This is a genomic window from Gryllotalpicola koreensis, assembly GCF_039538185.1.
GTDB classification, from domain to species: Bacteria; Actinomycetota; Actinomycetes; order Actinomycetales; family Microbacteriaceae; genus Gryllotalpicola; species Gryllotalpicola koreensis.
The window spans coordinates 446,167-470,411 of record NZ_BAABBW010000005.1 but is presented as its reverse complement, the minus strand read 5'-3'; the positions used below and the strand labels follow the sequence as shown (position 1 = coordinate 470,411).

Here is a 24,245-nt window from a genome sequence, read left to right as displayed (position 1 = left end):
GCCCGTGGCCCACTCGGCGGCGAAGCCGTCGACGATAAGCGCAGTGCGGCCTGAGCTCACGGCATCCGTCGCCATCCCCTGCAGGTATTTCGACGCGGGCGTCTGCCGGTCCTGCTCGCTGCTCGACGTCGCCTATGACGATCAGCTCGCCGGCAAGCAGGCGCGAGTTCACGAGCTGATCGACGGCTTCGGCGCCATCGAGTGGCTCACGCCCGTGGCGAGCGACGTGGCCGGGTTCCGCACGAAGGCGAAGCTCGTGATCGGCGGGACGACGGATTCCCCGACCCTCGGCATCCTCGACGCGCAGCAGCACGGTGTCGACCTCGAGGGCTGTCCGATCGTGACGCCGGCCATCCGCGAGGCGCTGCCCGCGCTCGCGTCGTTCATCACGACCGCCCGCCTCGTTCCGTACGACATCCCGGCCCGCCGCGGAGAGCTCAAGTACCTGATCGTCACGGCGAACGCGCGCGGCGAGCTGATGCTGCGCTTCGTGCTGCGCTCGACGGAATCCGTCGGCCGCATCCGGAAGCACCTGCCGGCGCTGCGCGACGGGCTGCCGCAGCTGCGGGTCGCGACCGTGAACCTGCTGCCCGAGCACAAGGCGGTGCTCGAGGGGGAGGAGGAGCTCTGGCTGACCGAGCAGCGCGCCCTCGAGCTGCCGCTGGGCGATGTGGAGCTGCAGCTGTTGCCGCGCAGCTTCGTGCAGACGAACGAGTCGATCGCCGCGCGGCTGTATGAGACGGCGGCAGTCTGGGCAGAAGGGCTCGCTCCTGCATCCGTCTGGGACCTGTACTGCGGCGTCGGCGGCTTCGCCCTCCACCTCGCCTCCCGGTCATTGAGGAGCGGCGACGCCGCGTCTCGAAATGATCGTGTGCAGGTCACCGGCATCGAGCTCAGCGAGGACGCCGTCGCAAGCGCCACGATGGCCGCGGCATCCGCCCGCCTCGACGCCGATTTCATCGCAGCGGATGCCACGCAGTGGGCGCTCGCCCAGGTGTCCGCCCCCGACCTGGTCGTCGTGAACCCGCCCCGTCGCGGCATCGGCGCCGAGCTCGCCGGCTGGCTGGAGAAGAGCGGCGTGCGCCACGTGCTCTACTCGAGCTGCAACGCGGAATCGCTCGCGCGCGATCTCGCAGCGATGCCGACGCTGCGCCCGGTGCGCGCCCAGATCTTCGACATGTTCCCGCACACGGCGCACTTCGAGACGCTGGTCCTGCTTGAGCGATCGTTCTGGTACCAATAATGGTATTGTTTTCGTGTGACGCGGTTCGGCAAGATCATCGATGAGATGCGTCGAGCACCGCAGAACGTTCGTTTCGACGAACTGATCAAAGTCTGTGAAGAGCATTTCGGCAGCCCTCGCCAGCGGGGCACTTCGCACGCGGTGTTCAAGACGCCGTGGCCGGGCGACCCGCGCGTCAACATCCAGCGAGGTGAGGGCGGGCGGGCCAAGCCCTATCAAGTACGGCAGGTTCTCGCTGCGATCGACAAACTGCATGAGGAAGGAGATGCGGATGGCTGAGATCGATGTCGCGCACTACACCTATCGAGTCGCATGGTCGCCAGAGGATGGTGAGCATGTGGCCACGGTCGCAGAACTACCCTCTCTGTCTTGGCTGGCAGGATCGCCGGCCGAGGCGCTGAGCGGCCTGGCGGTGCTCGTGAACGAGGTCATCGCGGACATGAGGACTTCCGGTGAGCCCGTGCCCGAACCCCTAGGCGACCGCAGCTATTCCGGCAAGTTCAACGTGCGAATCCCTCCCGAGTTGCATCGGCGCCTGGCGATCGAGGCGGCCGAGCAGAAGGTCAGCCTCAACCGGCTGGTGTCCGATCGGCTGTCGCGCGCGTCCTGAGTCGGCGCACTTCGAGATGCTGGTTCTGCTCGAGCGGCCTGAGAGACTGGTGCGATGACCGTTCCCGCCGACTGGCTCGAGTTCCGCCGCACCGATCGCGAGCTCGTCGGCTGGTTGCGCCCCGACGGTGAGGGCTGGATCCCCGTCGACCTGCTCGGCCGCGACGCCGCGCCGGCTGCCCTCGATCTCGACCGGGCCGAGGGCGTGCTCGACGAGCTGGGCATCGGATTCCTGGCCGAGCGGTGGTCGCTCGAGCAAGACGGGGTCGAGCTACCTGTGCGGCTCTCGGAGGTGTCGGCAGAGGCGATCGTCGTGGTCGATGACGCGTTCGGTTCGGCCGCAGTGGTCGCCCCAGGCCGCCGACGCGCCACGTGGACCCTCCCGTGGCCCGCGCCCGAGACGCTCCGCCGTCGCTGACGCCGCGGCGGAACCGCTAACGTCGAGAGCATGCCCGCCGCCGCCCGACGCATCCTGCGCCTCGCGCTCGTCATCCTCATCGTCGGCGTGCTCGTCGGCGTCATGGCGGGGCTCGTCACGCTGTTCTTCCGCGGGGTCGAGAGCCTCGCGTTCGGCTACTTCGAGGACCCGTCGCGGCCCGGCGCGGTCGCGGCGCCCGTCTGGCGCCGCTTCGCCGCCGTCATCGTCGCGTGCTGCATCGCCGCGGTCGTGTGGTGGCTGATCCGCACCAGGGCGCGCGCGGTGCCGAGCGTGCAGAAGGCGGTGACGGGCGAGCGGATGCCCTGGTGGGAGACCATCGTGCACGCCGGGCTGCAGGTGTTCATCGTCGGCGCGGGCGCGCCCGTCGGCCGTGAGGTCGCGCCGCGCGAACTCGGTGCGCTCATCGGCGGCGGATTCAGCCGCCTGTTCCGCCTGGACGCGCGCGAGCGCACCCTCGTCGTCGCAGCTGCCGCCGGAGCCGGCCTCGCCGGCGTCTACAACGTGCCGCTCGCGGGCGCGCTGTTCACGGTCGAGATCCTGCTCGCCGAACTGTCGCTCGAGGCGATCGGCGTCGCCCTGGGCGCGTCTGCCCTCTCCGCGCTCGTCGCCAGCGTCGTCGAGGGGGACCACGGCTTCTACGCGATCCACGGCGCCGACCCGTCGTGGTCGCTCGCCGTGTTCGCGCTGGTCTTCGGGCCCCTGTTCGGATTCCTCGGCTATTGGTTCTCGCACTGGACGGCCTGGGCCGAGAAGAAGAAGCCGAACGGCATCGCCATCCTGTGGCTGCTGCCCGCGGCATCCGTCATCGTCGCCGTCATCGGCATCTGGCTGCCGCAGATCATGGGCAACGGGCGCGCGCTCGGCCAGTACGCCTTCAACGCGACGTCGTGGACCGCGCTCGGCGTGCTGGTGATCGGATTCGCCGCCAAGTCGGTTCTGACGCTCGCGACGATCCGCTCGGGCGCAGCGGGCGGCGTGCTGCAGCCGGCGATCTCGCTCGGCGCGGCCGCGGGCGCCGCGCTCGGCATCGGCTGGGCGCTGCTGTGGCCGGGCTCGCCCGTCGCCGCGTTCGCGATCGTCGGCGGAGCCGCGCTGCTCGCCGCGAGTCAGAAGGCGCCGCTGATGGCGCTCGCGATCGTCTTCGAGCTGACGCACGCGCCCCTCGAGTTCCTCGCCCCGCTCGGCGTCGCGGTCGCAGGCGCCGCCCTCACGCGCCGTCTGCTCGAGCACCGCGAGGACCGCAACGCTCCCCGCAAGCTCGACATCTGACCCCGAATACGGAGTAGCTGCTCTCAAACCACGGGTTTTCGAGCAACTACTCCGCACTCGATGGGCTCAGTGCCAGCTGGGCTCCGTCTCGATCTCCGAGCGGTCGCCGGACCACAGGGTGTGGAAGATGCCGTCCTTGTCGATGCGCTTGTAGGTGTGCGCGCCGAAGAAGTCGCGCTGGCCCTGCACGAGCGCGGCGGGCAGCCGCTCGGCGCGCAGGCCGTCGTAGTACGCGAGCGACGACGAGAAAGCGGGAGAGGGGATGCCGGCCTCTGCGGCCGACACGACGACGCGGCGCCACGCGCCCTGGGCTGCGGTCACGGCGTCGCGGAAATACGGCGCGAGGACGAGCGCGACGAGATCGGGGTCGTCCGCGTACGCCTCGGTGATGCGCCCCAGGAAGCGCGCTCGGATGATGCATCCGGCCCGCCAGATCTTCGCGATCTCGCCCTTCTTGATGTCCCAGCCGAACTGCTCTGCCCCGGCGATGATCTCGTCGAAGCCCTGCGAGTAGGCGATGATCTTCGAGGCGTACAGCGCCTGGCGCACGTCCTCGATGAAGGCGTCGGGGTCAGAGGGCTTCCAGTCCTCGCTGTCCGGCCCGGGCAGCACGCCCGCGGCCGCGGCGCGTTGCGAGGCCTTCGACGACAGCGAGCGCGCGAACACGGCCTCGGCGATGCCCGAGACGGGCACGCCCAGGTCGAGCGCGTTCTGCACGGTCCACGCGCCGGTTCCCTTCGCGCCTGCTGCGTCGAGGATGACGTCGACGAGGGGCTTGCCGGTCTCGGCATCCGTCTGCCGCAGCACCTCTGCGGTGATCTCGATCAGGTAGGACTCGAGCTCGGTCTTGTTCCACGCGTCGAAGACGTCGGCGATCTCGGCGGGCGTCTTGCCGGTGCCGCGGCGGATCAGGTCGTAGGCCTCGGCGATGAGCTGCATGTCGGCGTACTCGATGCCGTTGTGCACCATCTTCACGAAGTGGCCGGCGCCGTCGGTGCCGACGTGCGTGACGCACGGCTCGCCGTCGTCGGCGCGCGCGGCGATGGATTCGAGGATCGGCCCGAGGGTCTCGTACGACTCGACCGAGCCGCCGGGCATGATCGACGGCCCGTGCAGCGCGCCCTCCTCGCCGCCGGAGATGCCGGTGCCGACGAAGTGGATGCCCGTCTCGCGGATCTTCTGCTCGCGCGCGATCGTGTCGTGGAAGTTCGCGTTGCCGCCGTCGACGATGATGTCGCCCGGCTCGAACACCTTGGTGAGCTCGTCGATGACCGCGTCGGTGCCGCGGCCTGCCTGCACCATGATGATCGCGGTGCGCGGCTTCGACAGCGACGCGGCGAACTCGGCGTAGTCGTGAGCGGGCACGAACCCGGCCTCAGGGTGCTCGGTGATGAGCGTCTCCGTGCGCTCCCACGTGCGGTTGAAGACCGCCACGGTGTTGCCCTCGCGCGAGGCGAGGTTGCGGGCGAGGTTCGACCCCATCACCGCAAGGCCGACGACACCGATGTTTGCCACGGACTGCTCTGTCATATGACCACAGTAGCCAAGATAGAGACATGGATTCCGCGCCGGTCGTCACACTGCAACCCATCGTCCTCATGGGGGTGAGCGGGTCGGGGAAGTCCACGGTCGGCGAGCGCCTGGCCGCGGCATCCGGCCGTGTCTTCATCGACGGCGACGACCTGCACCCGGCCGAGAACAAGGAGAAGATGGCGGCGGGGATCCCGCTCACCGACGACGACCGCCTGCCGTGGCTGCGGCGCGTCGGCGAGCGCCTCGCGGTGGGCGACGGGGCGATCGTCGCGTGCTCGTCGCTCAAGCGCGCCTATCGCGAGCTGCTGCGCGAATACGCGCCGGAGGCGTACTTCGCGCTGCTGAGCGGCACGCGCGAGCTCCTCGAGCAGCGCCTCGCCGGGCGGCACCACGAGTACATGCCGACGACGCTGCTCGACTCGCAGCTCGCGACCCTCGAGCCGCTCGATTCCGACGAACGCGGCGGGGTCTTCGACATCGCGCGCCCCGTCGACGATCTGGTCGCCGAGATCCGCGCCGCGCTCGCCGCGGGCGAGCCGGTCGACATCGGCGCGCCCGCCGAAGGCGACATCATCTGCTGAGACGGATGCCCGAGGCATCCGTCTTCTCGTGCACAGCGGTCCAGCCGGGCGAGTCGTCCACAATCCGTGCGATCGCGGAAAGATCGACTTCATCGTCTGGCAATCTGGCGGCACCGGTTCGATGATGGAGGGGTGCCGACGTTGACGGAAGCGCAGGTCTGGACGATTATCGGGGTCTTCGCGACCCTGTTCTTCAGCATGCTCGCGCTCATGTCGAACATGTTCGTGCGGGTGATCCGGGCGGAGATCGGCCGGCTGGATTCCAAGTTTGACATCGTCAACGCCAAGATCGACGCACTCGATCGCGACGTTCAGCTCCTCTTCCGACGGGAATTCGGCAGCGACGCCGAGTGAGTCGGTGTGCGGGGTTCCGCGGAATTCCGCCACTGGCTTGACGGTCGGGTCGCCGATCAGGTTCAGAATGCGCGAACCTTCGGCGCCCCATGCTGAGCTTCTTCCATGACCCCCAGCAAGAAGGCGTTCGGCCAGTTCGTCATCGCGAAGCGGCAGGCGGCCGGCCTCACTCAGCGCGAGCTCGCCGAGCGCCTGTACATCACCGAGTCGGCCGTATCGAAGTGGGAGCGCGGGCTCTCGTACCCTGACATCACCCTCGTCGGCCCGCTGGCCGAGGCGCTGAGAGTGAGTGAGGGCGAGCTCATCAACGCGAGCGATGATCATGCGTCGCAGCGGGTCGAACGCGAGGCTCGGGTCTACCGCCGGTGGCGGGCCGCGGTGCTGTGGAGCACGTCGATCGGCTACGCCGCCGCGCTTGTCACATGCTTCATCGTCAACCTCTCGGTCGCGCACACTCTCAGCTGGTACTGGGTCGTGCTGGCGGCGATCGCGCTCGCCTTCAGCCTGACGACGCTGCCGCTGCTTCCCGGGGAACGCAACCCGTGGATCGCCCCGGCCGCCGCGTTCCTCAGTCTGTTCGCGCTGCTGGCGATTATCCGGCTGCTGTACAGCGACGACGGCGCCTGGCTCGCCGTCGCCATCAGCTCCGTGCTGTTCGCGACCATTCTGATCCTCGGCCCCATCTGGCTCGCCGCACGGCCGCTGCCGGAGACCGCAGCCCGGCATCGCACCGTCATCGCGCTCGGCGCGGACACCGTGGCGCTCGTCCTGCTGCTCTTCGTCATCCGTGCGGCGACCGGGCAGCCCGAGCACCTCATCACGCAGGCGCTGCCGATCGTCGTGGTCAGCGCGGCGCTGCCATGGCTGATCGCCCTCGTCATCCGCTACCTTCCGGTGGCCGCCCTGTACCGTGCCGCGATCGTGGTCGCTGCGGGCGGTGTGTACACCTTCGCCGTCCTGCAGCCCGCGATCGACCGGCTGGCCGGCGGCCAGCAGCAGGCGCGCCCCGTCGACCTCGGCCGCTGGGACGGCGACCACATCAGCGGCAACGTCAACGCCCTGACCGTCGTCGCCTGCCTGCTCGTCGCCGGGATCCTTGCCGTGACCGCCGCGTTGCGCAGCTCGCAGCGCGCCCGAGAGCTCCGTTGAGAGGCCCCGATAAGCTCGGGGGATGCCAGGTTCGGAGCGTCGCACGCGACTGACGCCCGAGGAGCGGCGCAAGCAGCTGATCGCCTTCGGGGTGAACGCGCTCGCCGATCGGCCGCTCGAAGAGGTCACGATCGAGTTCCTCGCGGCGGAGGCGGGGGTCTCCCGCGGGCTGGTCTTCTACTACTTCAACTCGAAGACGGGACTGCACCACGAGCTCGTTCGCGCTGCGCGCGACAGTCTGATGCGCGCCACCGAGCCGAAGCCCGAGCTCGCTCCCTCCGAGCGGCTGCACGACACCCTCGAGCGCTTTGTGACCTTCGCCCGTGAGCACAGCCAGACGTTCTTCTCGCTCGTGCGGGGCGCGGCCTCCGGCGACGAGACGGTGCGCACGATCGTCGACGAGGTGCGCTCGGCGCAGGCCGAGCGGCTGACGCAGATGTTCAGCGAGCTCGGCGTCGTGCCGAGCCTTCGTCTGCACATCGCGCTGCGCTCGTGGGTGTCGCTGGCCGAGCAGGCACTGATCGACGGCGCCGTCAACGCGGGGCTCGAGCACGAGGAACTCGTGGCGTTCCTCGAGCGCAGCTGCCTCGCCGTCGTCGAGCTGGCGACGCCCGCTGCGGCATCCGACACGCCCTGAGAGCGCTATTTGACCGTTTGTCAATAGGCTTGTAACCTCAACGGGGCAAGACAGAGTGGTCTTGTCACTCGTTCCAAAGGGGGAGCAATGAACTTCAAGAGCATCGTGAACTCGCGCGGGGGGCGCATCGCGATGGTCGCCGTTCCGGTGGGAATCGTGGCGGCGGTCATGGTGGGCGGAGTCGCCCAGGGCGCGGTTCCCGTCTCGTTCTCCATCTCGGGCACCTCGTTCACCATGGGCGGCTCCGAGCTCGACGGTACCTCGTTCTCGCAGTACGGCGGCGTCGCCAAGCTGCAGGACGGCAAGGAGCAGCCCGTCGCGATCGCGAACATCGGCAGCGCGACGATCTCGAACCTCTGCCAGGCCGTCGTGCAGGACACGCCGCTCGGCAAGGTGGGCCTCGTGATCACCGCGGGCGAGGGCGGCGACCCGGTGACCGCGAAGGACCTCCAGATCGGCATGACCGACCTCAAGGGCGACGCGGTCTTCAGCAACATCCGCATCGGCGCCGACGCGTCGACGGTCGTGACGAACGCGAAGGGCTCCGCGGGCGACTTCGCCCAGGATTCGCAGGGCATCACGCTGAAGAACTTCTCGCAGGTGGCCTACAGCACGACGGCGGGCACGCTGGCCCTGCCCGGCATGCACCTGAAGATCACCACTGACGGCAGCGGCTGCCCCGCCGGCAAGTAGGCGGCGCGCATCGTGACGACACGACGCGCCGCCTTCGCGCGCTGGCGCCGCGAACGCCCCTTCTGGGGCGCGGTGCTCATCGCGCTCGGCGGCATCGAGGAGTTCTTCTCCGGTCAGCTCGACATCGGGAAGATCCACATCCAGCTGGGGCTCGAGGGCCTGCAGGCCCTCGTGATCCCCGCCGTCTTGGTCCTGCTCGCGATCCTGATCGCGCTCATGCCCGTGCACCGCATCTTCTACGGCATCATCGCGCTCGTCCTGTCGCTCTACTCCCTGATCGGCGTGAACCTCGGCGGCTTCGTGATCGGCATGCTGCTCTCCGCGGTGGGCGGGGTGCTCGCCGTCGCCTGGATGCCGAGGCCGTCGAGATCCAGAAAACAGGCGGGCCATGCGATGACGGATGCCGGGGCCGACGTCTCTGACGCAGAAGACGCCGCATCGCAGGACCCGCCAGGGAAGTCGCGCGTGCTGCACGGCCCCGGGCACGCCGAGCCCGTCATCCCGCCCGGGCTGCGCAAGGGTGGTGCGGCCGCCGCCATCGCGGCGCTCGCGCTCACCGTCGCCGCTGTGGCGCCGCAGCCCGCGCAGGCGGCCGAGACCTCGGCCGTGCAGTCGGGCTGCGTGCTGCTCATCTTCTGCTCGCCGTCGTCGACTCCCACTCCGACTCCGTCGTCATCGGCGTCGAGCACACCGAGCCCCAGCCCGTCGTCGGGCTCGGGCGGGTCGGTGATCACGCCCGGGTCCGGCGGCGGCACGACGATCCAGGTGCCCGGCCAGTCGGGCTCGTCGGCTCCCGCGCCCGGGCAGCCGGCCGCCACCCCCGGGGCGAGCGACCCCACGACGCAGACCCCGCTGCTCGCGCTCGGCGCCGACAACGACCACGGACTTTTCACGACCCCGTCCGCGACCACGTGGGGCGACTCGCTGCAGCTCTCCGGTCCGAGCCAGATCGGCATCGTGACGGTTCCGCTCGCGAACGGCTCGCGGGCGACCGCGATCCGCATCGAGTGCGACCAGCTCACGATCGGGAACTTCCACCTCGACACGAAGAACCGTCAGGAGGTCGTGAACCTCGACACCTCCGGCATGACGCTGAAGGGCCACGCGGTGGTGTACATCGACCGCATCGGCACGCAGTACGGCGACGGCGAGGGGCTCGACAAGAGCCTCGCCGCCAACCCCCTCACGCTCGAGGCGCTCATGACGCTGCTCGGCCAGGGGCACATGGTGCTGGGCCTCCTCGGGGCACAGGCCGACAGCCTGAGCTACTCCGATTTCCAGGAGTCGGCGTCGCTGCAGAGCACGGGCGTGCCCACCAGCCCATAAGCGCTCAGAGCTTGAACACGCGCCGGGGCTGTTCGTCGACGAGTCGTCGGGCAGCCCCGAGCGCGTCTTCCTCCGTCAGCTGGTGGGTCGTGACGAGGGAGGCCAGGAATGCGGCATCCGCTCGCCTCGACATGTCATGCCGCGCCGGGATGGAGCAGAACGCGCGCGTGTCGTCGATGAAGCCGCTGGTCTTGCCGAATCCGGCGGAGTCGGTGACGGCGGCGCGGTAGCGCTCGATGGCCGCGGGGGAGTCGAGGAACCACCACGGGGCGCCCGCATACACGCTCGGGTAGAACCCGGCCAGCGGTGCGATCTCGCGGCTGAACAGCGTCTCGTCGACCGTGAACAGCACAAGGTGGAAGCCCTCGGCCGTTCCGAAGTCCTGCAGCAGCGGTGCGAGCGGCAGCGTGTAGCCGCCGACCGCCGGAAGGTCATGGCCCGTGTCCGGCCCGAAGCGGTCGAACGTCGGGCGATGTGTGTTGCGGTGCACGCCCGCGTGCAGCTGCATCACGAGCCCGTCATCGACGGACAGCTCGGCGAGGCGGTACAGCAGGTTGGAGCGATAGGCGGATGCCTCGGCCGGCGTCACCTCGCCCGCGAGCGCCCCGAGGTGGATGCGCTCGGCCTCCGTGTTCGAGAGGGGCGTCGTGTCGGGCCAGAGCACGCCGGTGTCGGTCGCCGTGCCGCCCGCTGCGCGGAAGAACGCGCGCCGGCTGCGCAGTGCGTCGAGCAGGCCGGCGTAGCTCCCCGTGTCGATGCCGGATGCCTCGGCCAGCGCCGCGAGCGCCGGCGCCCACGCCGCGGTGCCCGGCGTCAGGTAGCGGTCGGCGCGGAAGGTGGGGATGACCCGGCCCGTGAACGTCGGGTCCTCGCGCAGCGCGAGGTGCGCGGCGAGATCGTCGGCCGGGTCGTCGGTGGTGGCGAGCACCTCGATGCCGAAGCGGTCGAAGAGGGCGCGCGGCCGGAACGCCGGCTCGGCCAGGCGCGCCTGCAGCTCGTCGTAGATGCGGTCGGCGGACTCCTCACCGGGCTGCTCGGCGATGCCGAAGACGCCGGCGAGCGCACTCTCGAGCCAGAAGCGCACGGGGGTTCCGAGGAAGGCGTCCCAGTGCGCGCAGAGCAGCCGCCAGATGGCCCTGCCGTCGCGGTCTTCCTGGGGAACGCCGACTCCGAGCCGGTCGAGGGGGACGCCGTGCGCGTGCAGCAGCCGGGTCACGTAGTGGTCCGGCGTGACGAACAGTGCGGCCGGGTCGGGGAAGGGCTCGTCGTCGAGCAGCAGCCTCGCCTCGACGTGCCCGTGCGGCGAGAGGATCGGGGCGTCGGCGACCTCGTCGTAGAGCCGTCTGGCCACGTCGCGTGTCGCCGGGTCCGAGGGCAGCAGGCGGTCGGGGTGCGGGGACAGCGCGCTCATGCTGGGCAGTCAAGCAGCAGGCATCCGTCATGACAAACGTTTGCCATGGGCTTGCCAGAGCGGTAGCCACGGCGTTTTCCCAGACATAGATGCAAGCATGCATACATGACCGTTTACAAGATCACCTCGGCCCGCCGCTCCGGCCTGAGCCTGTGGCTCGTGCCGGCCCTCTTCCTGGATCTCGCGCTCGTGACCGCGTTCACGATGGTCGGGCGCATGATCCACGGCTACGATCTCGGCTTCCTCGGGGTCGCCCACACGGCATGGCCCTTCCTCGTCGGGGCGCTGCTCGGCTGGGGCGTCAGCCTCGCCTGGCGCCGCCCGCTCGCCGTCATGAAGTCGGCTGTCCCGATCTGGCTCGTCACGATCGGCGTCGGCATGCTTCTGCGCTTCGTGAGCGGCCAGGGCGTCGCCCTTCCGTTCGTCATCGTCGCGCTCGTCTTCGTGGGCGTGGTGCTGCTCGGGTGGCGTGCGCTGGCGAAGCCCTTCGCCCGGCGGTCGGCCCTGCTGCAGAGCTGACGCTAGCCCGGCGCAGGCCCTGTCGACGCCCTGATGGTCAGGTGCGTCGGCAGGGTCACCCCCTGGCGCATCCGGCTCTCACCACCGAGCTGCGCGAGCAGCGTCGACACCGCGACGCGCGCCGCCTGGGCGACCGGCGCGGTGATCGTGGTGAGCGGCGGGTGGCAGAAGTCCGCGCCGAAGATGTCGTCGCAGCCGACCATGCTGAGATCGCGCGGTACCCGCACGCCGCGCTCGGCGAAGCGCTGGAGCATGCCGATCGCGAGCAGGTCGTTGAACGCGAGGGTCGCGCTCGCGCCCGTGTTGAGCACCGCGTCCGCCGCGGCGGCGCCCTGGCTCTGCCGCGGCTCGAAGGGTCCGACGCGCGACACCTCGACACCGAGCCGCTCGGCTGCGGTGCGGAACGCGCGCCAGCGCCGCTCGTTCGGCCATGAGGTCAGGGGCCCGCCGGCGTAGGCCACGCGCCGGTGCCCGTGCGACACGAGGTGCTCGAGCGCCTGGCCGACGCCCGCGGGGGTGTCGATGAACACGCTCGGCACGCCGCGCGTCTGCCGGTTGATCGCGACGAGGGGCACGGCCTGCGCGAGCTCGGCGAGCCGGCGGTCGGTGAGGCGGGACGCCGCAATGATCGCGCCGTCGTAGGAGGCGCGCAGCCGGCGCAGCATCGCCTCCTCGAGCTCCTCCGACTCCTCGGTGTCGAGCAGCAGCGGGGTGTACCCGGCCGGGCCCAGCTCCTGCTGGGCGCCCCGGATGATGTCGAAGTAGAACGGGTTCGTGACGTCGGAGACGAGGATCGCGACGCTGCGGGTGCGGCCGGAGCCGAGCGCGCGCGCCGCCGTATTGGGGCTGTAGCCGAGTTCTGCCGCGGCGGCGGAGATGCGCTCGCGCGTGGCCGCGTTCACACGCTCGGGCCGCGTGAGCGCCCGCGACACGGTCGAGATCGCGACGCCGGTGCGCGCCGCGACGTCGGCGAGGGTGGCGCGGCGAGCGGGCCGAGCGGCAGGCGGCATGGCTCGATGCAAGCATCCGTGGCAATAATTGGCAAACGTTTGCTGCAATCGGATGCCGATGCCTAGCGTGAATGCCGTGAGCGACACCGCGGTCTGGACCCTTTCCGGCTTCGGCGACGAGATCTCCCCAGACCCTGCCATTCAGCTCGCGGTGCTCGAGGCGCTCGGCGCCCGGCATCTCGAGGTGCGCAGCGCATGGGGCGTGAACGTCGCCGACTTCGACGATGAGAGAACGGATGCCCTGGCCAGCCTCCTCTCCGGCGCGGGCTTCGGCGTCTCGGCCATCGCCTCGCCGATCGGCAAGGTCGATGTGTCGTCGCCCGTCGAACACGAGGTGGAGCGGCTGCGCGCGGTGATCCGCGTCGCGCACCGGCTCGAGTCGCATTACGTGCGCGTCTTCTCCTTCTACCGGCGCGAGGGCGCGCCGGCCGAGAGCATCCGCGATGACGTGCTCGCGCGTCTGCGTGCGCTGGCGGACCTCGCCGAGGCCGAAGACATCGTGCTGCTGCACGAGAACGAGAAGGAGATCTACGGCGACGTGCCCTCACGGGTGCTCGACCTCGTCGAATCCGTCGGCAGCGACCACTTCCGGCTCGCGTGGGACAACGCGAACTACGTGCAGTGCGGCGTGAAGCCGTTCAGCGAGGGCTGGGCGCCGCTCGCGCCCTACGTCGACTACCTGCAGGTGAAGGACGCCGTCGCCGCGACCGGCGAGGTGGTTCCCGCCGGTGAGGGCGACGGCGAGCTGCTCGAGACGGTGACCGCGCTGCGCGACGCGGGGTACGACGGATTCGTCAGCCTTGAGCCGCACCTCGCGGAAGGCTTCTCGCTCGGCGGCTTCAGCGGCCCGGGCGCCTTCGGCACCGCCGCGCGCGCACTCGCGCGTCTTCTCGACCGGATCGGAGTCCGCACCGTATGAATGACACCTCCGCCCTCACCGTCGCGATCGTGGGGAACGGTGTGATCGCCGCCAATCACGTCAGGGCGATCGCGCAACAGGGCGGCATGGCCGTCACCGCGCTCGTCGACCCCGATCCGGCGGCGCGTCAGGCGATCGCCGCGATCCTGCGGGACGAGACCGTGTGGGCTGCGCCGGCCGAGTTCGCGAGCCTCGGCGAGCTGACCGCCTCCGGCGTGCCCGACATCGTCGTCATTGCGACGCCGAGCGGAACCCACGTCGAGCTCGCGCTCGAGGCGCTCGCCGCGGGCGCGCACGTCGTCATCGAGAAGCCCCTCGACACCACGGTCGGGAAGGCGCTGCCCCTCGCCGCGGCCGCGCGCGAGGCATCCGCCCGCAGCCAGGTGGTCAGCGTGATCAGCCAGCACCGCTTCGACCCGGCATCCGTCGTCGTCGCCCGAGCCGCGCACGGCGGCGAGCTCGGCAGGCTGACGAGCGCCGTCGCCACGGTGGCGTGGTGGCGCAGCCAGGACTACTACGACTCCGGCGCGTGGCGCGGCACCTGGGAGTTGGATGGCGGCGGCTCGACCATGAACCAGGGTGTGCACACCGTCGACCTGCTGGTCTGGTTCCTCGGCAACCCGGTCGCTGTGTTCGCCTATGCCGCTTCGCTCGCGCACGAGCGGATCGAGGTGGAGGACACGCTCGCCGCGACCATCCGCTTCGAGGGCGGCGCGATCGCCGTGCTGCACACCACGACGGCCGCGTTCCCCGGCCTGTCCGTACGGCTCAACGTGCACGGCTCGAAGGGCTCCGCCCAGATCGACCGCGACCAGCTCGAGTACTTCTATGCCGAGCCCGCCGAAGGCATCGACCCCGCGGTGCTGGGCGACACCCACGTCGACCCCACCCGCCGTGGGCCGCGCAATCTCGCGCCAGAGCTGGTCCCGGCCGAGCATCTCGCCGGCGCCGACGTGCCGCCTGACGCCTTCGTGCAGGGCCACCGCCGGCAGTACGACGACGTGGTCGCCGCGATTCGCGAGGGGCGGGCGCCCCGGGTCGGCGTCGACGACGCGCTGCTGTCGCTCGCGGTCGTCCGCGCGCTCTACGCCTCAGCTGCCCTCGGGCGCGAGATCGCCGTCGCCGATGTGCTCACCGGGTTGTTCGACGATGTCGTCTTCGACCCAACCGCCGGGAGGGTCGCGCAATGAAGTTCTCGGTCTTCACCGCCTCGACACCCGACTGGACGCCGGAGCAGGCCTCCCGCACGCTCGCAGCCCAAGGGTGGGACGGCATCGAGTGGCGCATCACCGACCAGGTCGATGCCCCCGACGGCGAGGGGCCTGGGTTCTGGGCGGGCAACCTCGCCACCTGGCCGCTGACCGGGCTCGAGGAATCCGTGCCCGAGATCCTGCGCATCACGCGCGAGGCCGGGCTCGACTTCTCCGGCGTCGGCGGCTACGCGCCGGCATCCGATCACGACGACGTCGAGCGGATGCTGGCCGCGACCGCCGCCCTCGGCGCGCACCGCGTGCGCGTGACGATGCCGAAGCTGCCGGTCGACGATTACCGAGCGGCGTTCGCGGCGACCCGTGCCGATCTCGAATGGGCCGTGGAGCGCGCCGCGGAGCACGGCGTGCAGGTGCTCGTCGAGCTGCACCACCGCACCATCACCTCGAGCGCGTCGGCCGCCCTGCGGCTCATCGACGGGCTCGACCCGGTGCGCATCGGCGTCATTCACGACATCGGCAACCTGATCTTCGAAGGCCACGAGGACTTCGACGTCGCGGCGCAGCTGTTGGGGGAATACCTCGCCCACGTGCACGTCAAGAACGTCGCGTGGCGCCCGAGCGGCGAGACCGGGCCAGACGGCCGCACCGTCTGGCAGGCGGATTGGGCGACGCTGCGCGAGGGCCAGGGCGACATCGACGCGCTCTTCCGCGCGCTCGCCGCCGTGGGGTATGACGGCTGGGTGACCCTCGAGGACTTCTCGACCGCGCTGCCGCTCGAAGAGCGAACCGCCGACAACCTCGCCTATGTGCGCGCCGCCTGGCAGCGTGCTGGCGGCGCCGCATGACCCGGCTCGTGCACCTCGGCCTCGGGAACTTCTTCCGAGCGCACCAGGCCTGGTACACCGAGCGGGCGAACGCGCTGCAGCCCGAGGACCCCTGGACGTACACGGCGTTCACCGGCCGCTCGCCCGCCCTCGCCGCGGCGATGACCGCGGGCGGAGATCGCTACACGCTGATCGAGCGCGGCGCGTCCGGCGACAGCGCGATGACGATCAGGGCCGTCGCACACTCGATTCCCGGCGGCGATACGGATGCCTGGGCCGCGGCCCTCTCGGAACCGGAGCTCGCCGTCGTGACGGTCACCGTCACCGAGTCGGGCTACGGCGCCGAACCGAGCGGGGCTCCCGCGCGGCTGCTCGCGGGCCTCGCAGCCCGGCGGAGCGCAGGCGGGGGCCCGCTCGCGCTGGTGAGCTGCGACAACCTGGCGGGCAACGGCGAGGTGCTGCACGGGGCGGTGGTGCGGCTGGCCGAGGCATCCGATCTCGAGCTTGCGCGCTGGGTCGAGGCGAACGTGACGTTCCCGTCGACCATGGTCGACCGCATCACGCCGCATTCGGGCGACCCGCTCACGGTCGTCACCGAGCCGTTCTCGGAGTGGGTGATCGCGGGCGGCTTCCCGGCCGGGCGCCCCGCATGGGACGAGGTCGGCGCGCGCTTCGTCGACGACGTCGCGCCCTATGAGCGCCGCAAGCTGTGGCTGCTGAACGCGGCGCACTCGACGATGGCCTACCTCGGGCTGCTCGCCGGGTTCGAGACCGTCGACCAGGCGTGGGCCTCGCCCGAGATCCGGGCCACGGTCGAGCAGCTGTGGGGCGAGGTGCGGCCCGTCCTCGGCTTCAGTGACGACGAGACGGATGCCGCGCTCGCGGCGCTGCGCCCGCGATTCGCGAACCCGCGCATCGCCCACCGGCTCGAGCAGATCGCCCGGCAGGGCAGGGAGAAGCTCGCCCAGCGGCAGCAGGCGATCATGGCCACGCGCGTCGAGGCGGGGCTGCCGCCCGGTGAAGCGTGTCAGACGACCATCGCCGCCTTCGAAGACGTCGTGAGGAAGGGACAGTTCCGTGTTGATTGAGAAGGCCGAGGTCCTTGTCGCGAGTCCGGGGCGCAATTTCGTGACCCTGCGCATCACCACCTCCGACGGGGTGACGGGGCTCGGCGACGCGACCCTCAACGGGCGCGAGCTCGCCGTCGCGGCCTACCTGCGCGAGCACGTCGTGCCGCTGCTCATCGGGCGGGACGCGCAGCGCATCGAGGACACCTGGCAGTACCTGTACCGGGGCGCGTACTGGCGGCGCGGGCCGGTCACGATGGCATCGATCGCGGCGGTCGACACCGCGCTGTGGGACATCAAGGCGAAGGTCGCGGGGCTGCCGCTCTACCAGCTGCTCGGCGGGCGCTCGCGCGAGGGGCTGCTGGTCTACGGGCACGCGTCGGGGGCCGAGCTGCCCGAGCTGTTCGACTCGATTCGCGAGCACCTGGAGGAGGGCTATCGGGCGATCCGCATTCAGACCGGCATCCCCGGTCTCCCGTCCGTCTACGGCGTCGCGTCGTCGGCCAATGCCGCGACGGGATCGGCCGAGGGCACAGACGAGCGCTACGACTACGAGCCCGCTCGGCGCAACGCGGTGCCCGTCGAGGAGACTTGGGACACGCGCGCGTACCTCAGGCACATCCCGGGGGTGTTCGAGGCGGTGCGGAACGAGTTCGGGCCCGAGCTGCCGCTGCTGCACGACGCGCACCACCGGCTCACGCCGATCCAGGCGGCGAAGCTCGGGAAGTCCCTCGAGCCGTACGACCTGTTCTGGCTCGAGGACGTGACGCCGGCGGAGAACCAGGACGCGCTGCGGCTCGTGCGGCAGCACACCACCACGCCGCTCGCGATCGGCGAGGTGTTCAACACGATCTGGGACTACAAGACCCTCATCGAAGATCAGCTGATCGACTATGTGCGCAGCCCCGTCACGCACGCGGGCGGCATCACGGGGCTCAAGCGCATCTTCGACTACGCGAGCGTGTACCAGATCAAATCGGGTGTGCACGGGCCGACGGATGTCTCACCCGTCGGCCTCGCGGCGGCGATCCACCTCGGGCTCGCGATCCCGAACTTCGGCATCCAGGAGTACATGCGGCATGCGCCCGCGACGCACGACGTGTTCCACACGACGTACTCGTTCGAGGGCGGTCTGTTGAATGCGTCGGAGGAGCCGGGCTTGGGCGTCTCCTACGACGACGAGGCGGCCGCCGCGCGCCCCTACGAGGCCGCCTACCTGCCGGTCAACCGGCTTCTCGACGGCTCCATGCACGACTGGTAGCCGCCCCGGCACCACTGTTCGAGCGCGATGTGCGCAACGTCTGCATCGGGTGATCCGGCAGAGTCGCCGCCAAGACTTCCCGTCCTCAGGGGCGCGGGCCTCGGCCTGAGGGGCTCAGCCTCTTCGGCCGTACGCCCGCATGAACGCGTGCGCTCCATCGACCATGACCTGGCGGATCCTGGTCGCATCGTTGCGGGCGCTCGCCGGCAGGTTGACGGCCAGTAGCGTAGTCAAACCGTTGAAGTGATCGGCGGCCAGGCGCGGGTCGGGGGCATTCAGAAGGCCGGCACGTGCGAAGTGGGCCAACCGTTCGGCGAGCGCCTCCTCGGGGGCCACAGCGAGCGGGTGATCTTCCAGCTCGGCCAGCTGTGCGCCGTTCTCCGAGATCAGCCCCAGCACCGCCGCGTAGTCGGAGGAGCCGATCATCGAGGCGCCCAGCTCGATCGCGAAGTCGACAAGAGCTCGCTCCAAGCCCGCGACGTCTGCGATCTCGGCGGCATCCGAGAGGTGTGCGTCGAGCGCTCCGCGCAAAGTGCGCACGAGGGATTCGCCCGCGGACTCGATCACTCCGAGAAGCAGCCCGCGCTTGTCGCCGTAGTAGTCGTAGACGGTGCGCTTCGAGACGCCGGCTCGTGTAGCGACAGCATCCATGCTGGTGCGCTCGACACCGTCGCGCACGAACAGCTCTCGAGCGGCGGCGAGGATGGCGGCGCGCTTGGCCGCGTTGCCGTCACGAATGGGCTTCTCGGGCGTAGCGACCGCCGCTGCCGAAGTGGACGTCAATGAATGCCTCCTGCTCCGCATCCTACACTGAGCGGTTTACTTAACTACACTGCACGGTGTAGTGTGACGCGCATGACCACACCCTCCACGGAGCCGGTATCGAGCCGCCGGCTGAATCTCCTCAGCGTTGTCCTGGTGCTGGGAGCGATCACCTCCCTGCTCGACACGACGATCGTGAACATCGCGCTCGACCACCTGCATGCCTCTTTCCACGCGTCGGTCGCCCAGACACAGTGGATCTCCACCGGGTACTTGCTGGCCTACGTCTCGGTGATCCCGGTCAGCGGCTGGGTATCCGAGAGATTCGGTGCCCGCAACGCCTGGATGTTCGCGATCGCGACCTTCCTCGTCGGCTCGCTGCTGTGCGGCCTGTCCGGCTCGCTGCCGCTACTGGTCGCCTTCCGGGTGCTCCAAGGGATCGGCGCCGGCATGATCCTGCCCGTGACGATCACGATCCTGACCCGCGCCGCCGGCCATGCCCGCATCGGTCACGCCATGATGGCCATCGCTCTGCCCGGTCAGCTTGCGCCCATCCTGGGCCCGGTCATCGGCGGGGCGATCCTCGACTCACTGAACTGGCACTGGCTGTTCTTCGTGAATGTGCCGATCTGCGTCGTCGCCCTCGTGCTCGGCCCGGTCTTCCTCGCGAAGGATCTCGGCCGGCGAGAACACCGCTTCGACCTCGCGGGCTTCGCGATGCTCACGCCGGGCGTCATCGCCATCGCCTACGGTGTCAGCGAAGCGGCCGGAGCACACGGATTCGCCGCGATCGGCGCCTGGTTGCCGCTGGTTCTCGGTGCGGTGCTGCTCGTCGCCTTCGTCTTCTACGCGCTGCGCGTGCGCACGCCCGCACTCATCGACGTGCGCGTGTTCGCCCGCCGCAGCTTCGGACTCTCGAGTGTCATCACCTTCGTCGGCGGCTTCTCGACCTTCGCGCTGATGTTCCTGCTGCCGCTCTTCTACCAGCAGATCCGTGGTGAGACCGTGCTTCACACCGGACTGCTGCTCATCCCGCAGGGACTCGGCACGATGTTCTTCCTGGTTCTCTCGAGGCGGTTCCTCGCGAACGTCGATGGCCGCATCGTGGTCGGCGGCGGGGTCCTGCTCACCATGATCGGCATCGTGCCGTTCGCCCTGGCGGGCGCCTCGGGCGGCGAGGCCGTGTTGCTCGCCGCACAGTTCCTTCAGGGCATCGGTCTCGGTGCCGTCAGCCTGCCGGTCATGGCGCTCGCATTCTCCAGCCTCAGCCCGGCCGAGACGCCGCGAGGCTCGGCCGCGTTCAGCGTCGTGCAGCGCGTCGGCGCCCCCTTCGGTGTCGCCGTGATCGCGGTGATCCTGCAGGGGCGCCTCTCGCACGCGGTGACGCCTGCGCTCGCGCTTGGCGCATTCGGCGGCACCTTCTGGTGGATCTTCGGTCTGAGCGCGATCCCGCTTCTGCTCGCCTTGTTCATTCCGAGACGGCGCGCGACCGCCGCTGTGCCGACCGAGGAACGGCCGGCCGAGGTCTCCTCAGCCGCGTAGCGCCGCTTCCGGCGAAGTCGTCGCCATTTTCTGCGCCCTCGACATGCGCGAGTCGACGGAACATGGCGACGACTTCCGCTCACTACGGCCGCGCGCCCGGGCCGAACTCGGGGCGGTTCGCGCGCAGCACCTCGAGGCGGGCGCGGTACTCCTTCTCGTCGATGTCGCCGTTCGCGTAGCGCTGCGCGAGCGTCTGCTCGGCCGCCCGCGAGCCCTCCGAGTGCCAGTAGCCCCACATCGCGCGGCGCCGCCGGCCGAAGACGATCGCGAGCACGACGATGACCGCGATCCAGAAGAGGGGGATAAAGATGAAGAACGGGAAGAACCCGAATCCGTGCATCATGTCGATTCCTTTCAGGGACTTTCTCGGACATGAGCAACCCTTCCGGGCAGGGTCTTTCGGCGCGTCCGCCCGGCGGAGTGATCTGCCGTACTCCTGACGGAGCAGCAGCCGGATCGCAGCCGCCCCGCCCTGCTACGGCACGAGTCCCGTCTCGTAGGCGGTCACGACCAGCTGCACCCGGTCGCGCGCGTCGAGCTTCGTCATGATGCGCGAGACGTGCGTCTTCGCCGTCAGCGGGCTGAGGAACAGCTCGCTCCCGATCTCCTGGTTGTTGAGGCCCCTCCCGACGAGCCGCAGCACCTCGCGCTCGCGCTCGGTGAGCACGGCGAGGCGGCCGGCGTCGACGGGGGCATGACCGGCCGACAGCTGCTCGAGCAGCCGCTTCGTCACGCCCGGCGAGAGCAGCGCCTCGCCGGCGACCGCGACGCGCACCGCCCGCAGCAGGTCGACGGGCTCGGTGTCCTTCACGAGGAATCCGCTCGCCCCTGCCTTCAGCGCCCGCGCGACGTACTCGTCCAGCTCGAAGGTGGTGACGATGACGACGTGAACGGATGCCAGCGCTGGATCGCCTGCGATCTGCTCGGTCGCCCAGAGGCCGTCCCCGTCCGGCATCCGGATGTCCATCAGCACCACGTCGGGCCGGGTCGCGCGCACGACATCGATCACCTCGCGCCCGGTGCCGGCCTCGCCGACCACCTCGAGGTCGGGCTCCGAGTCGATCAGACTGCGGAATCCGGCCCTGATCAGCGCCTGGTCATCGGCGACCACGACCCGGATCACGACGCGGCACCCAACGGCAGCTCAGCTCGCACCTCGAAGCCGCCGCCCGCGCGCGGCCCTGCCGAGAAGATGCCGCCGAGCAGCTCAGCCCGTTCGCGCATCCCCAGCAGCCCGCGGCCGCCCTCCGAAGTCGTCGCCACGTTTCGCGGGCTCCCCGCCGTCGAACCCGCAGAAGCTGGCGACGACTTCTCGCCGGCCCCGTCGTCGACGACGCTCACCTTCAGCGCGCGCCCGGACTCCGCGACGACCACGTCGACGTGGTGTGCCGCGGCGTGCTTCGTCACGTTCGTGAGCGCCTCCTGCACGATGCGGTAGGCGGCCTGCTGCACCGCGGCCGGCACGCGTGAGGCATCCGTCGGCTCGATTCGCAGCGTGACGTCGAGACCCTGCGCGCGCACCCCGTCGACCAGCTGACGGATGCCGGCGAGCTCGTGCTGCGGCGCGAGCGGCGCCTCGCCGGGCTCATCGCCGCGCAGCATCCCGAGCACCTGCCGCACCTCGCCGAGCGCCTGCCTGCTCGTCTCCTTCACGTTCGCGAGCGCCTCGGACGCCTTCTCGGGCTGGGTCTCGAACAGATGCAAGCCGACGGAGGCCTGCACGTTGATCTGGCTCAGCGAGTGCGCCAGCACATCGTGCAGCTCGCGGGCGACGCGCACCCGTTCGGCCTGCGCCTCTTCCGCACGGCGCGCCTCGGCGTCGCGCAGCAGCTGCGCGCGCCAGGCACGCCGATTGCGTGCGCCCTCCGGCAGCACGAGCACCAGGATCGACACGATCGTCCACGGCACGAGCAGCAGGAGAGTTCCGGCCTGCCGCGTCAGCAGATAGAGCGCGATCGGGGTGAGCCACAGCACGCCGGTCACGATCCAGGCCCACAGGCGCGCGCCGTGGAACACCGCGATCACGACCCCGAAGATCACCGAGATGTAGAACGCGACCGCGCCGACCACCCCGATCAGCAGTGCCTCGCCCAGCACTGCGGCGGAGGCGATGGCAACGAGCACCGGGCCGGGGCGGCGCCTGATCCAGATGAGCAGAACGGGGCCGGCCAGCGCCAGCACGAGGGCCGCGACGACGATCGCCGCCGGCTGCTCGATCTGCGGGGTGTGATGCTGCACCCAGGGCGGCGCCGACCGAACGCTGCGCGTCGCGAGGACCGCGAAGGTCGTCGCGAGCTGGACGAAGGCCGACAGCACGACCGGAACCCAGACGCGAAGCGCTGAGCGTCGGCTCTGCTCTTCCGGGCTGGCGGGCATGGGGCCAGCGTAGGGGTGGGCGGCGAGGGCGGGCATCCTCCCCAGGGAGTAGGTCCCAGAGGCTGATAAAGTGGACCCAACTTCGGCGAGGGAACCCCTGAGGGGCATCCGTTATCGACGCGGTGGAACCGGCTTCACGTCATTCCTCACGCGCATTCGCGTTCGAGTTGAAATCACACACCAGACGTGGGCCGGCAAGCCCACCGAGACGAAAGCAGCACGACTATGGCTGACAAGCTCACCGCGGAGGTCCGCGAGTCCTTCGGCAAGGGCGCCGCGCGCAAGATCCGCGCCGCCCACAAGATCCCGGCCGTCATCTACGGCCACGGCACCGAGCCGCGTCACGTGACCCTGCCCGGCCACGAGACCATGCTCCTCATCCGCAAGGCGAACGCGATCCTCGAGCTCGAGATCGCCGGCAAGTCCGAGCTGACGCTCGTCAAGGACGTGCAGCGCGACCCGGTGCGCCAGATCATCGAGCACATCGACCTCATCATCGTCCGCCGCGGCGAGAAGGTCACCGTCGACGTCCCGGTGCACGTCGAGGGCGAGCCCTTCGGCTCCGCCATCGCCGAGCAGGACGCCAACACGGTCTCGGTCGAGGTTGAGGCGACCAACATCCCCGAGCGCATCGTCGTCGACGTCGAGGGCAAGGAGGCAGGCACGCACATCACCGCCGCCGACCTCGAGATCCCGGCCGGCGCGACCCTGCTCACCGACCCCGAGACGCTCATCGTCGGCATCGTCACGCCGGCCGCCCCCGAGGCGGAGGAGACGGCTGAGGCGACCGAGGCCGCTCAGGCCGAGGCCGCGTCGGGCGAGGCAGAGGCCGAGTCCGCCGAGTAACACCCGTTCTGCACGAAAGGCGGGCGCCCAGATGGGGCCCGCCTTTCGCGTACCGTAGATGCTTATGGCTTCCCCTGCTGACACCTGGCTCGTCGTCGGGCTCGGCAACCCCGGCTCGGCCTATGCGAGCACGCGCCACAACGTCGGGCAGATGGTCGTCGACGAGCTTGCGACGCGGGCATCCGCCGCGTTCAAATCGCACAAGACGAACGCGCAGGTCGCGGAAGGGCGCATCCATGTGCCCGGCCCGAAGCTGATCCTCGCGAAGTCGAACGGCTACATGAACACCTCGGGCGGCCCGGTGTCGCAGCTGCTCAAGTTCTACTCGCTCGAGCCCGCGCAGCTGATCGTTGTGCAGGACGAGCTCGACATCCCCTTCGACACCCTGAAGCTCAAGTTCGGCGGCGGCCACGGCGGCCACAACGGCGTGCGCGACATCATCAAGGCGACGGGCACGGGCGATTTCACGCGTGTGCGGGTGGGCGTGGGGCGGCCGCCGGGATCATCGGATGCCGCGGATCACGTGCTCAAGGCATTCAGCGCGGCCGAGCGGAAGAACCTGCCGATCCTGATCGGCGACGCCGCCGACGCCGTCGAGCTGATCACGACGCAGGGCCTCACCGCGGCCCAACTGCGCTTCCACACGAAGTCGGCCTAGAGAGGC

The 24,245-nt window shown here is 70.1% G+C and carries 27 protein-coding genes; 20 read left to right on the top strand and 7 right to left on the bottom strand.

From position 1 onward, the window contains the following. The first annotated feature begins 4 nt into the window (after window positions 1-4). From ABD708_RS16765 to ABD708_RS16745, 5 genes are read left to right on the top strand one after another with little or no spacing between them, the layout of a single operon-like run. Window positions 5-1,243 carry a methyltransferase domain-containing protein gene (locus tag ABD708_RS16765; protein ID WP_344756560.1) on the top strand — a complete coding sequence of 413 codons (1,239 nt, stop codon included), beginning with the start codon at window positions 5-7 and terminating at the stop codon, window positions 1,241-1,243. A 15-nt stretch (window positions 1,244-1,258) separates the two neighbouring features. Beyond that, complete coding sequence (locus ABD708_RS16760; protein WP_344756558.1) at window positions 1,259-1,522, top strand: toxin HicA; 264 nt, start codon at window positions 1,259-1,261, stop codon at window positions 1,520-1,522. Then, entirely contained in the window at window positions 1,515-1,853 is a 339-nt protein-coding gene (locus ABD708_RS16755; protein ID WP_344756557.1) for a type II toxin-antitoxin system HicB family antitoxin, read from the top strand. The genes ABD708_RS16760 and ABD708_RS16755 overlap by 8 nt, the downstream gene beginning before the upstream one ends. Before the next feature lie 54 nt (window positions 1,854-1,907). After that, window positions 1,908-2,270, top strand: a complete 363-nt coding sequence (locus ABD708_RS16750; protein ID WP_344756556.1) for a hypothetical protein — start codon at window positions 1,908-1,910, stop codon at window positions 2,268-2,270. 30 nt (window positions 2,271-2,300) lie between these two features. Further along, complete coding sequence (locus ABD708_RS16745) at window positions 2,301-3,560, top strand: chloride channel protein (RefSeq protein ID WP_344756555.1); 1,260 nt, start codon at window positions 2,301-2,303, stop codon at window positions 3,558-3,560. A gap of 66 nt (window positions 3,561-3,626) precedes the next feature. Here ABD708_RS16745 and gndA read toward each other — a convergent pair whose 3' ends face one another. Continuing rightward, on the bottom strand, window positions 3,627-5,090 hold the full coding sequence (gene gndA / locus ABD708_RS16740) for an NADP-dependent phosphogluconate dehydrogenase (protein WP_344756553.1): 1,464 nt from the start codon (window positions 5,088-5,090) through the stop codon (window positions 3,627-3,629). 26 nt (window positions 5,091-5,116) lie between these two features. On the opposite strand from gndA, the gene ABD708_RS16735 reads away from it, so the two are divergent. From ABD708_RS16735 to ABD708_RS16710, 6 genes are all read left to right on the top strand, one after another. Continuing rightward, a complete protein-coding gene (locus tag ABD708_RS16735) occupies window positions 5,117-5,674 on the top strand; it encodes a gluconokinase (RefSeq protein ID WP_344756551.1) in 558 nt (185 codons plus the stop codon). Window positions 5,675-5,806: 132 nt separating this feature from the next. Next, window positions 5,807-6,028 (top strand): hypothetical protein, encoded by a 222-nt coding sequence (locus ABD708_RS16730; RefSeq protein WP_344756549.1) that lies wholly within the window; start codon window positions 5,807-5,809, stop codon window positions 6,026-6,028. A gap of 105 nt (window positions 6,029-6,133) precedes the next feature. After that, a complete protein-coding gene (locus ABD708_RS16725; protein ID WP_344756547.1) occupies window positions 6,134-7,177 on the top strand; it encodes a helix-turn-helix domain-containing protein in 1,044 nt (347 codons plus the stop codon). Window positions 7,178-7,199: 22 nt separating this feature from the next. Beyond that, complete coding sequence (locus ABD708_RS16720) at window positions 7,200-7,814, top strand: TetR/AcrR family transcriptional regulator (RefSeq protein ID WP_344756544.1); 615 nt, start codon at window positions 7,200-7,202, stop codon at window positions 7,812-7,814. An 87-nt stretch (window positions 7,815-7,901) separates the two neighbouring features. After that, window positions 7,902-8,507 carry a DUF6230 family protein gene (locus tag ABD708_RS16715; RefSeq protein WP_344756542.1) on the top strand — a complete coding sequence of 202 codons (606 nt, stop codon included), beginning with the start codon at window positions 7,902-7,904 and terminating at the stop codon, window positions 8,505-8,507. Window positions 8,508-8,519: 12 nt separating this feature from the next. Beyond that, complete coding sequence (locus ABD708_RS16710) at window positions 8,520-9,833, top strand: DUF6114 domain-containing protein (protein ID WP_344756540.1); 1,314 nt, start codon at window positions 8,520-8,522, stop codon at window positions 9,831-9,833. Between the two features lie 4 nt (window positions 9,834-9,837). Here the strand turns inward: ABD708_RS16710 and uxaC are convergent, their stop codons facing one another. Continuing rightward, window positions 9,838-11,244 carry a glucuronate isomerase gene (uxaC, locus tag ABD708_RS16705; RefSeq protein WP_344756538.1) on the bottom strand — a complete coding sequence of 469 codons (1,407 nt, stop codon included), beginning with the start codon at window positions 11,242-11,244 and terminating at the stop codon, window positions 9,838-9,840. Window positions 11,245-11,349: 105 nt separating this feature from the next. Here uxaC and ABD708_RS16700 point away from each other — a divergent pair, with 105 nt between their 5' ends. Next, on the top strand, window positions 11,350-11,763 hold the full coding sequence (locus tag ABD708_RS16700; RefSeq protein ID WP_344756536.1) for a DUF3054 domain-containing protein: 414 nt from the start codon (window positions 11,350-11,352) through the stop codon (window positions 11,761-11,763). A 2-nt stretch (window positions 11,764-11,765) separates the two neighbouring features. On the opposite strand, the gene ABD708_RS16695 is transcribed toward ABD708_RS16700, so the two are convergent. Then, window positions 11,766-12,773, bottom strand: coding sequence for a LacI family DNA-binding transcriptional regulator (locus ABD708_RS16695; protein ID WP_344756534.1), 1,008 nt, complete (start codon window positions 12,771-12,773; stop codon window positions 11,766-11,768). A 76-nt stretch (window positions 12,774-12,849) separates the two neighbouring features. On the opposite strand from ABD708_RS16695, the gene ABD708_RS16690 reads away from it, so the two are divergent. Genes ABD708_RS16690 through manD form a run of 5 tightly spaced genes read left to right on the top strand, consistent with a single transcriptional unit; the run spans window position 12,850 to window position 18,055 of the window. Next, window positions 12,850-13,692: a sugar phosphate isomerase/epimerase family protein gene (locus tag ABD708_RS16690; RefSeq protein ID WP_344756532.1), complete on the top strand. Its 843-nt coding sequence runs from the start codon at window positions 12,850-12,852 to the stop codon at window positions 13,690-13,692. Then, window positions 13,689-14,882 carry a Gfo/Idh/MocA family protein gene (locus tag ABD708_RS16685; RefSeq protein WP_344756530.1) on the top strand — a complete coding sequence of 398 codons (1,194 nt, stop codon included), beginning with the start codon at window positions 13,689-13,691 and terminating at the stop codon, window positions 14,880-14,882. Before ABD708_RS16690 ends, ABD708_RS16685 begins: the two co-directional genes overlap by 4 nt. After that, on the top strand, window positions 14,879-15,748 hold the full coding sequence (locus tag ABD708_RS16680) for a sugar phosphate isomerase/epimerase family protein (RefSeq protein ID WP_344756528.1): 870 nt from the start codon (window positions 14,879-14,881) through the stop codon (window positions 15,746-15,748). Before ABD708_RS16685 ends, ABD708_RS16680 begins: the two co-directional genes overlap by 4 nt. After that, window positions 15,745-16,815, top strand: coding sequence for a mannitol dehydrogenase family protein (locus tag ABD708_RS16675; RefSeq protein WP_344756526.1), 1,071 nt, complete (start codon window positions 15,745-15,747; stop codon window positions 16,813-16,815). The genes ABD708_RS16680 and ABD708_RS16675 overlap by 4 nt, the downstream gene beginning before the upstream one ends. Beyond that, entirely contained in the window at window positions 16,805-18,055 is a 1,251-nt protein-coding gene (gene manD / locus ABD708_RS16670) for a D-mannonate dehydratase ManD (RefSeq protein WP_344756524.1), read from the top strand. The genes ABD708_RS16675 and manD overlap by 11 nt, the downstream gene beginning before the upstream one ends. Window positions 18,056-18,169: 114 nt before the next feature. Here the strand turns inward: manD and ABD708_RS16665 are convergent, their stop codons facing one another. Further along, window positions 18,170-18,838, bottom strand: a complete 669-nt coding sequence (locus tag ABD708_RS16665; protein WP_344756522.1) for a TetR/AcrR family transcriptional regulator — start codon at window positions 18,836-18,838, stop codon at window positions 18,170-18,172. A 72-nt stretch (window positions 18,839-18,910) separates the two neighbouring features. On the opposite strand from ABD708_RS16665, the gene ABD708_RS16660 reads away from it, so the two are divergent. Further along, window positions 18,911-20,359: an MDR family MFS transporter gene (locus tag ABD708_RS16660; RefSeq protein ID WP_344756520.1), complete on the top strand. Its 1,449-nt coding sequence runs from the start codon at window positions 18,911-18,913 to the stop codon at window positions 20,357-20,359. An 82-nt stretch (window positions 20,360-20,441) separates the two neighbouring features. On the opposite strand, the gene ABD708_RS16655 is transcribed toward ABD708_RS16660, so the two are convergent. The 3 genes from ABD708_RS16655 to ABD708_RS16645 all read right to left on the bottom strand — a co-directional run bounded on the left by ABD708_RS16655 (window position 20,442) and on the right by ABD708_RS16645 (window position 22,735). After that, window positions 20,442-20,702, bottom strand: coding sequence for an SHOCT domain-containing protein (locus ABD708_RS16655; RefSeq protein WP_344756518.1), 261 nt, complete (start codon window positions 20,700-20,702; stop codon window positions 20,442-20,444). Between the two features lie 132 nt (window positions 20,703-20,834). Then, a complete protein-coding gene (locus ABD708_RS16650) occupies window positions 20,835-21,482 on the bottom strand; it encodes a response regulator (RefSeq protein ID WP_344756516.1) in 648 nt (215 codons plus the stop codon). Further along, window positions 21,479-22,735 carry a sensor histidine kinase gene (locus tag ABD708_RS16645; RefSeq protein ID WP_344756514.1) on the bottom strand — a complete coding sequence of 419 codons (1,257 nt, stop codon included), beginning with the start codon at window positions 22,733-22,735 and terminating at the stop codon, window positions 21,479-21,481. Before ABD708_RS16645 ends, ABD708_RS16650 begins: the two co-directional genes overlap by 4 nt. A gap of 225 nt (window positions 22,736-22,960) precedes the next feature. On the opposite strand from ABD708_RS16645, the gene ABD708_RS16640 reads away from it, so the two are divergent. Both ABD708_RS16640 and pth read left to right on the top strand, forming a co-directional pair. Further along, entirely contained in the window at window positions 22,961-23,581 is a 621-nt protein-coding gene (locus tag ABD708_RS16640; RefSeq protein ID WP_344756510.1) for a 50S ribosomal protein L25/general stress protein Ctc, read from the top strand. Window positions 23,582-23,645: 64 nt separating this feature from the next. Next, window positions 23,646-24,239 (top strand): aminoacyl-tRNA hydrolase, encoded by a 594-nt coding sequence (gene pth / locus ABD708_RS16635; RefSeq protein WP_344756508.1) that lies wholly within the window; start codon window positions 23,646-23,648, stop codon window positions 24,237-24,239. Window positions 24,240-24,245 lie beyond the last annotated feature (6 nt).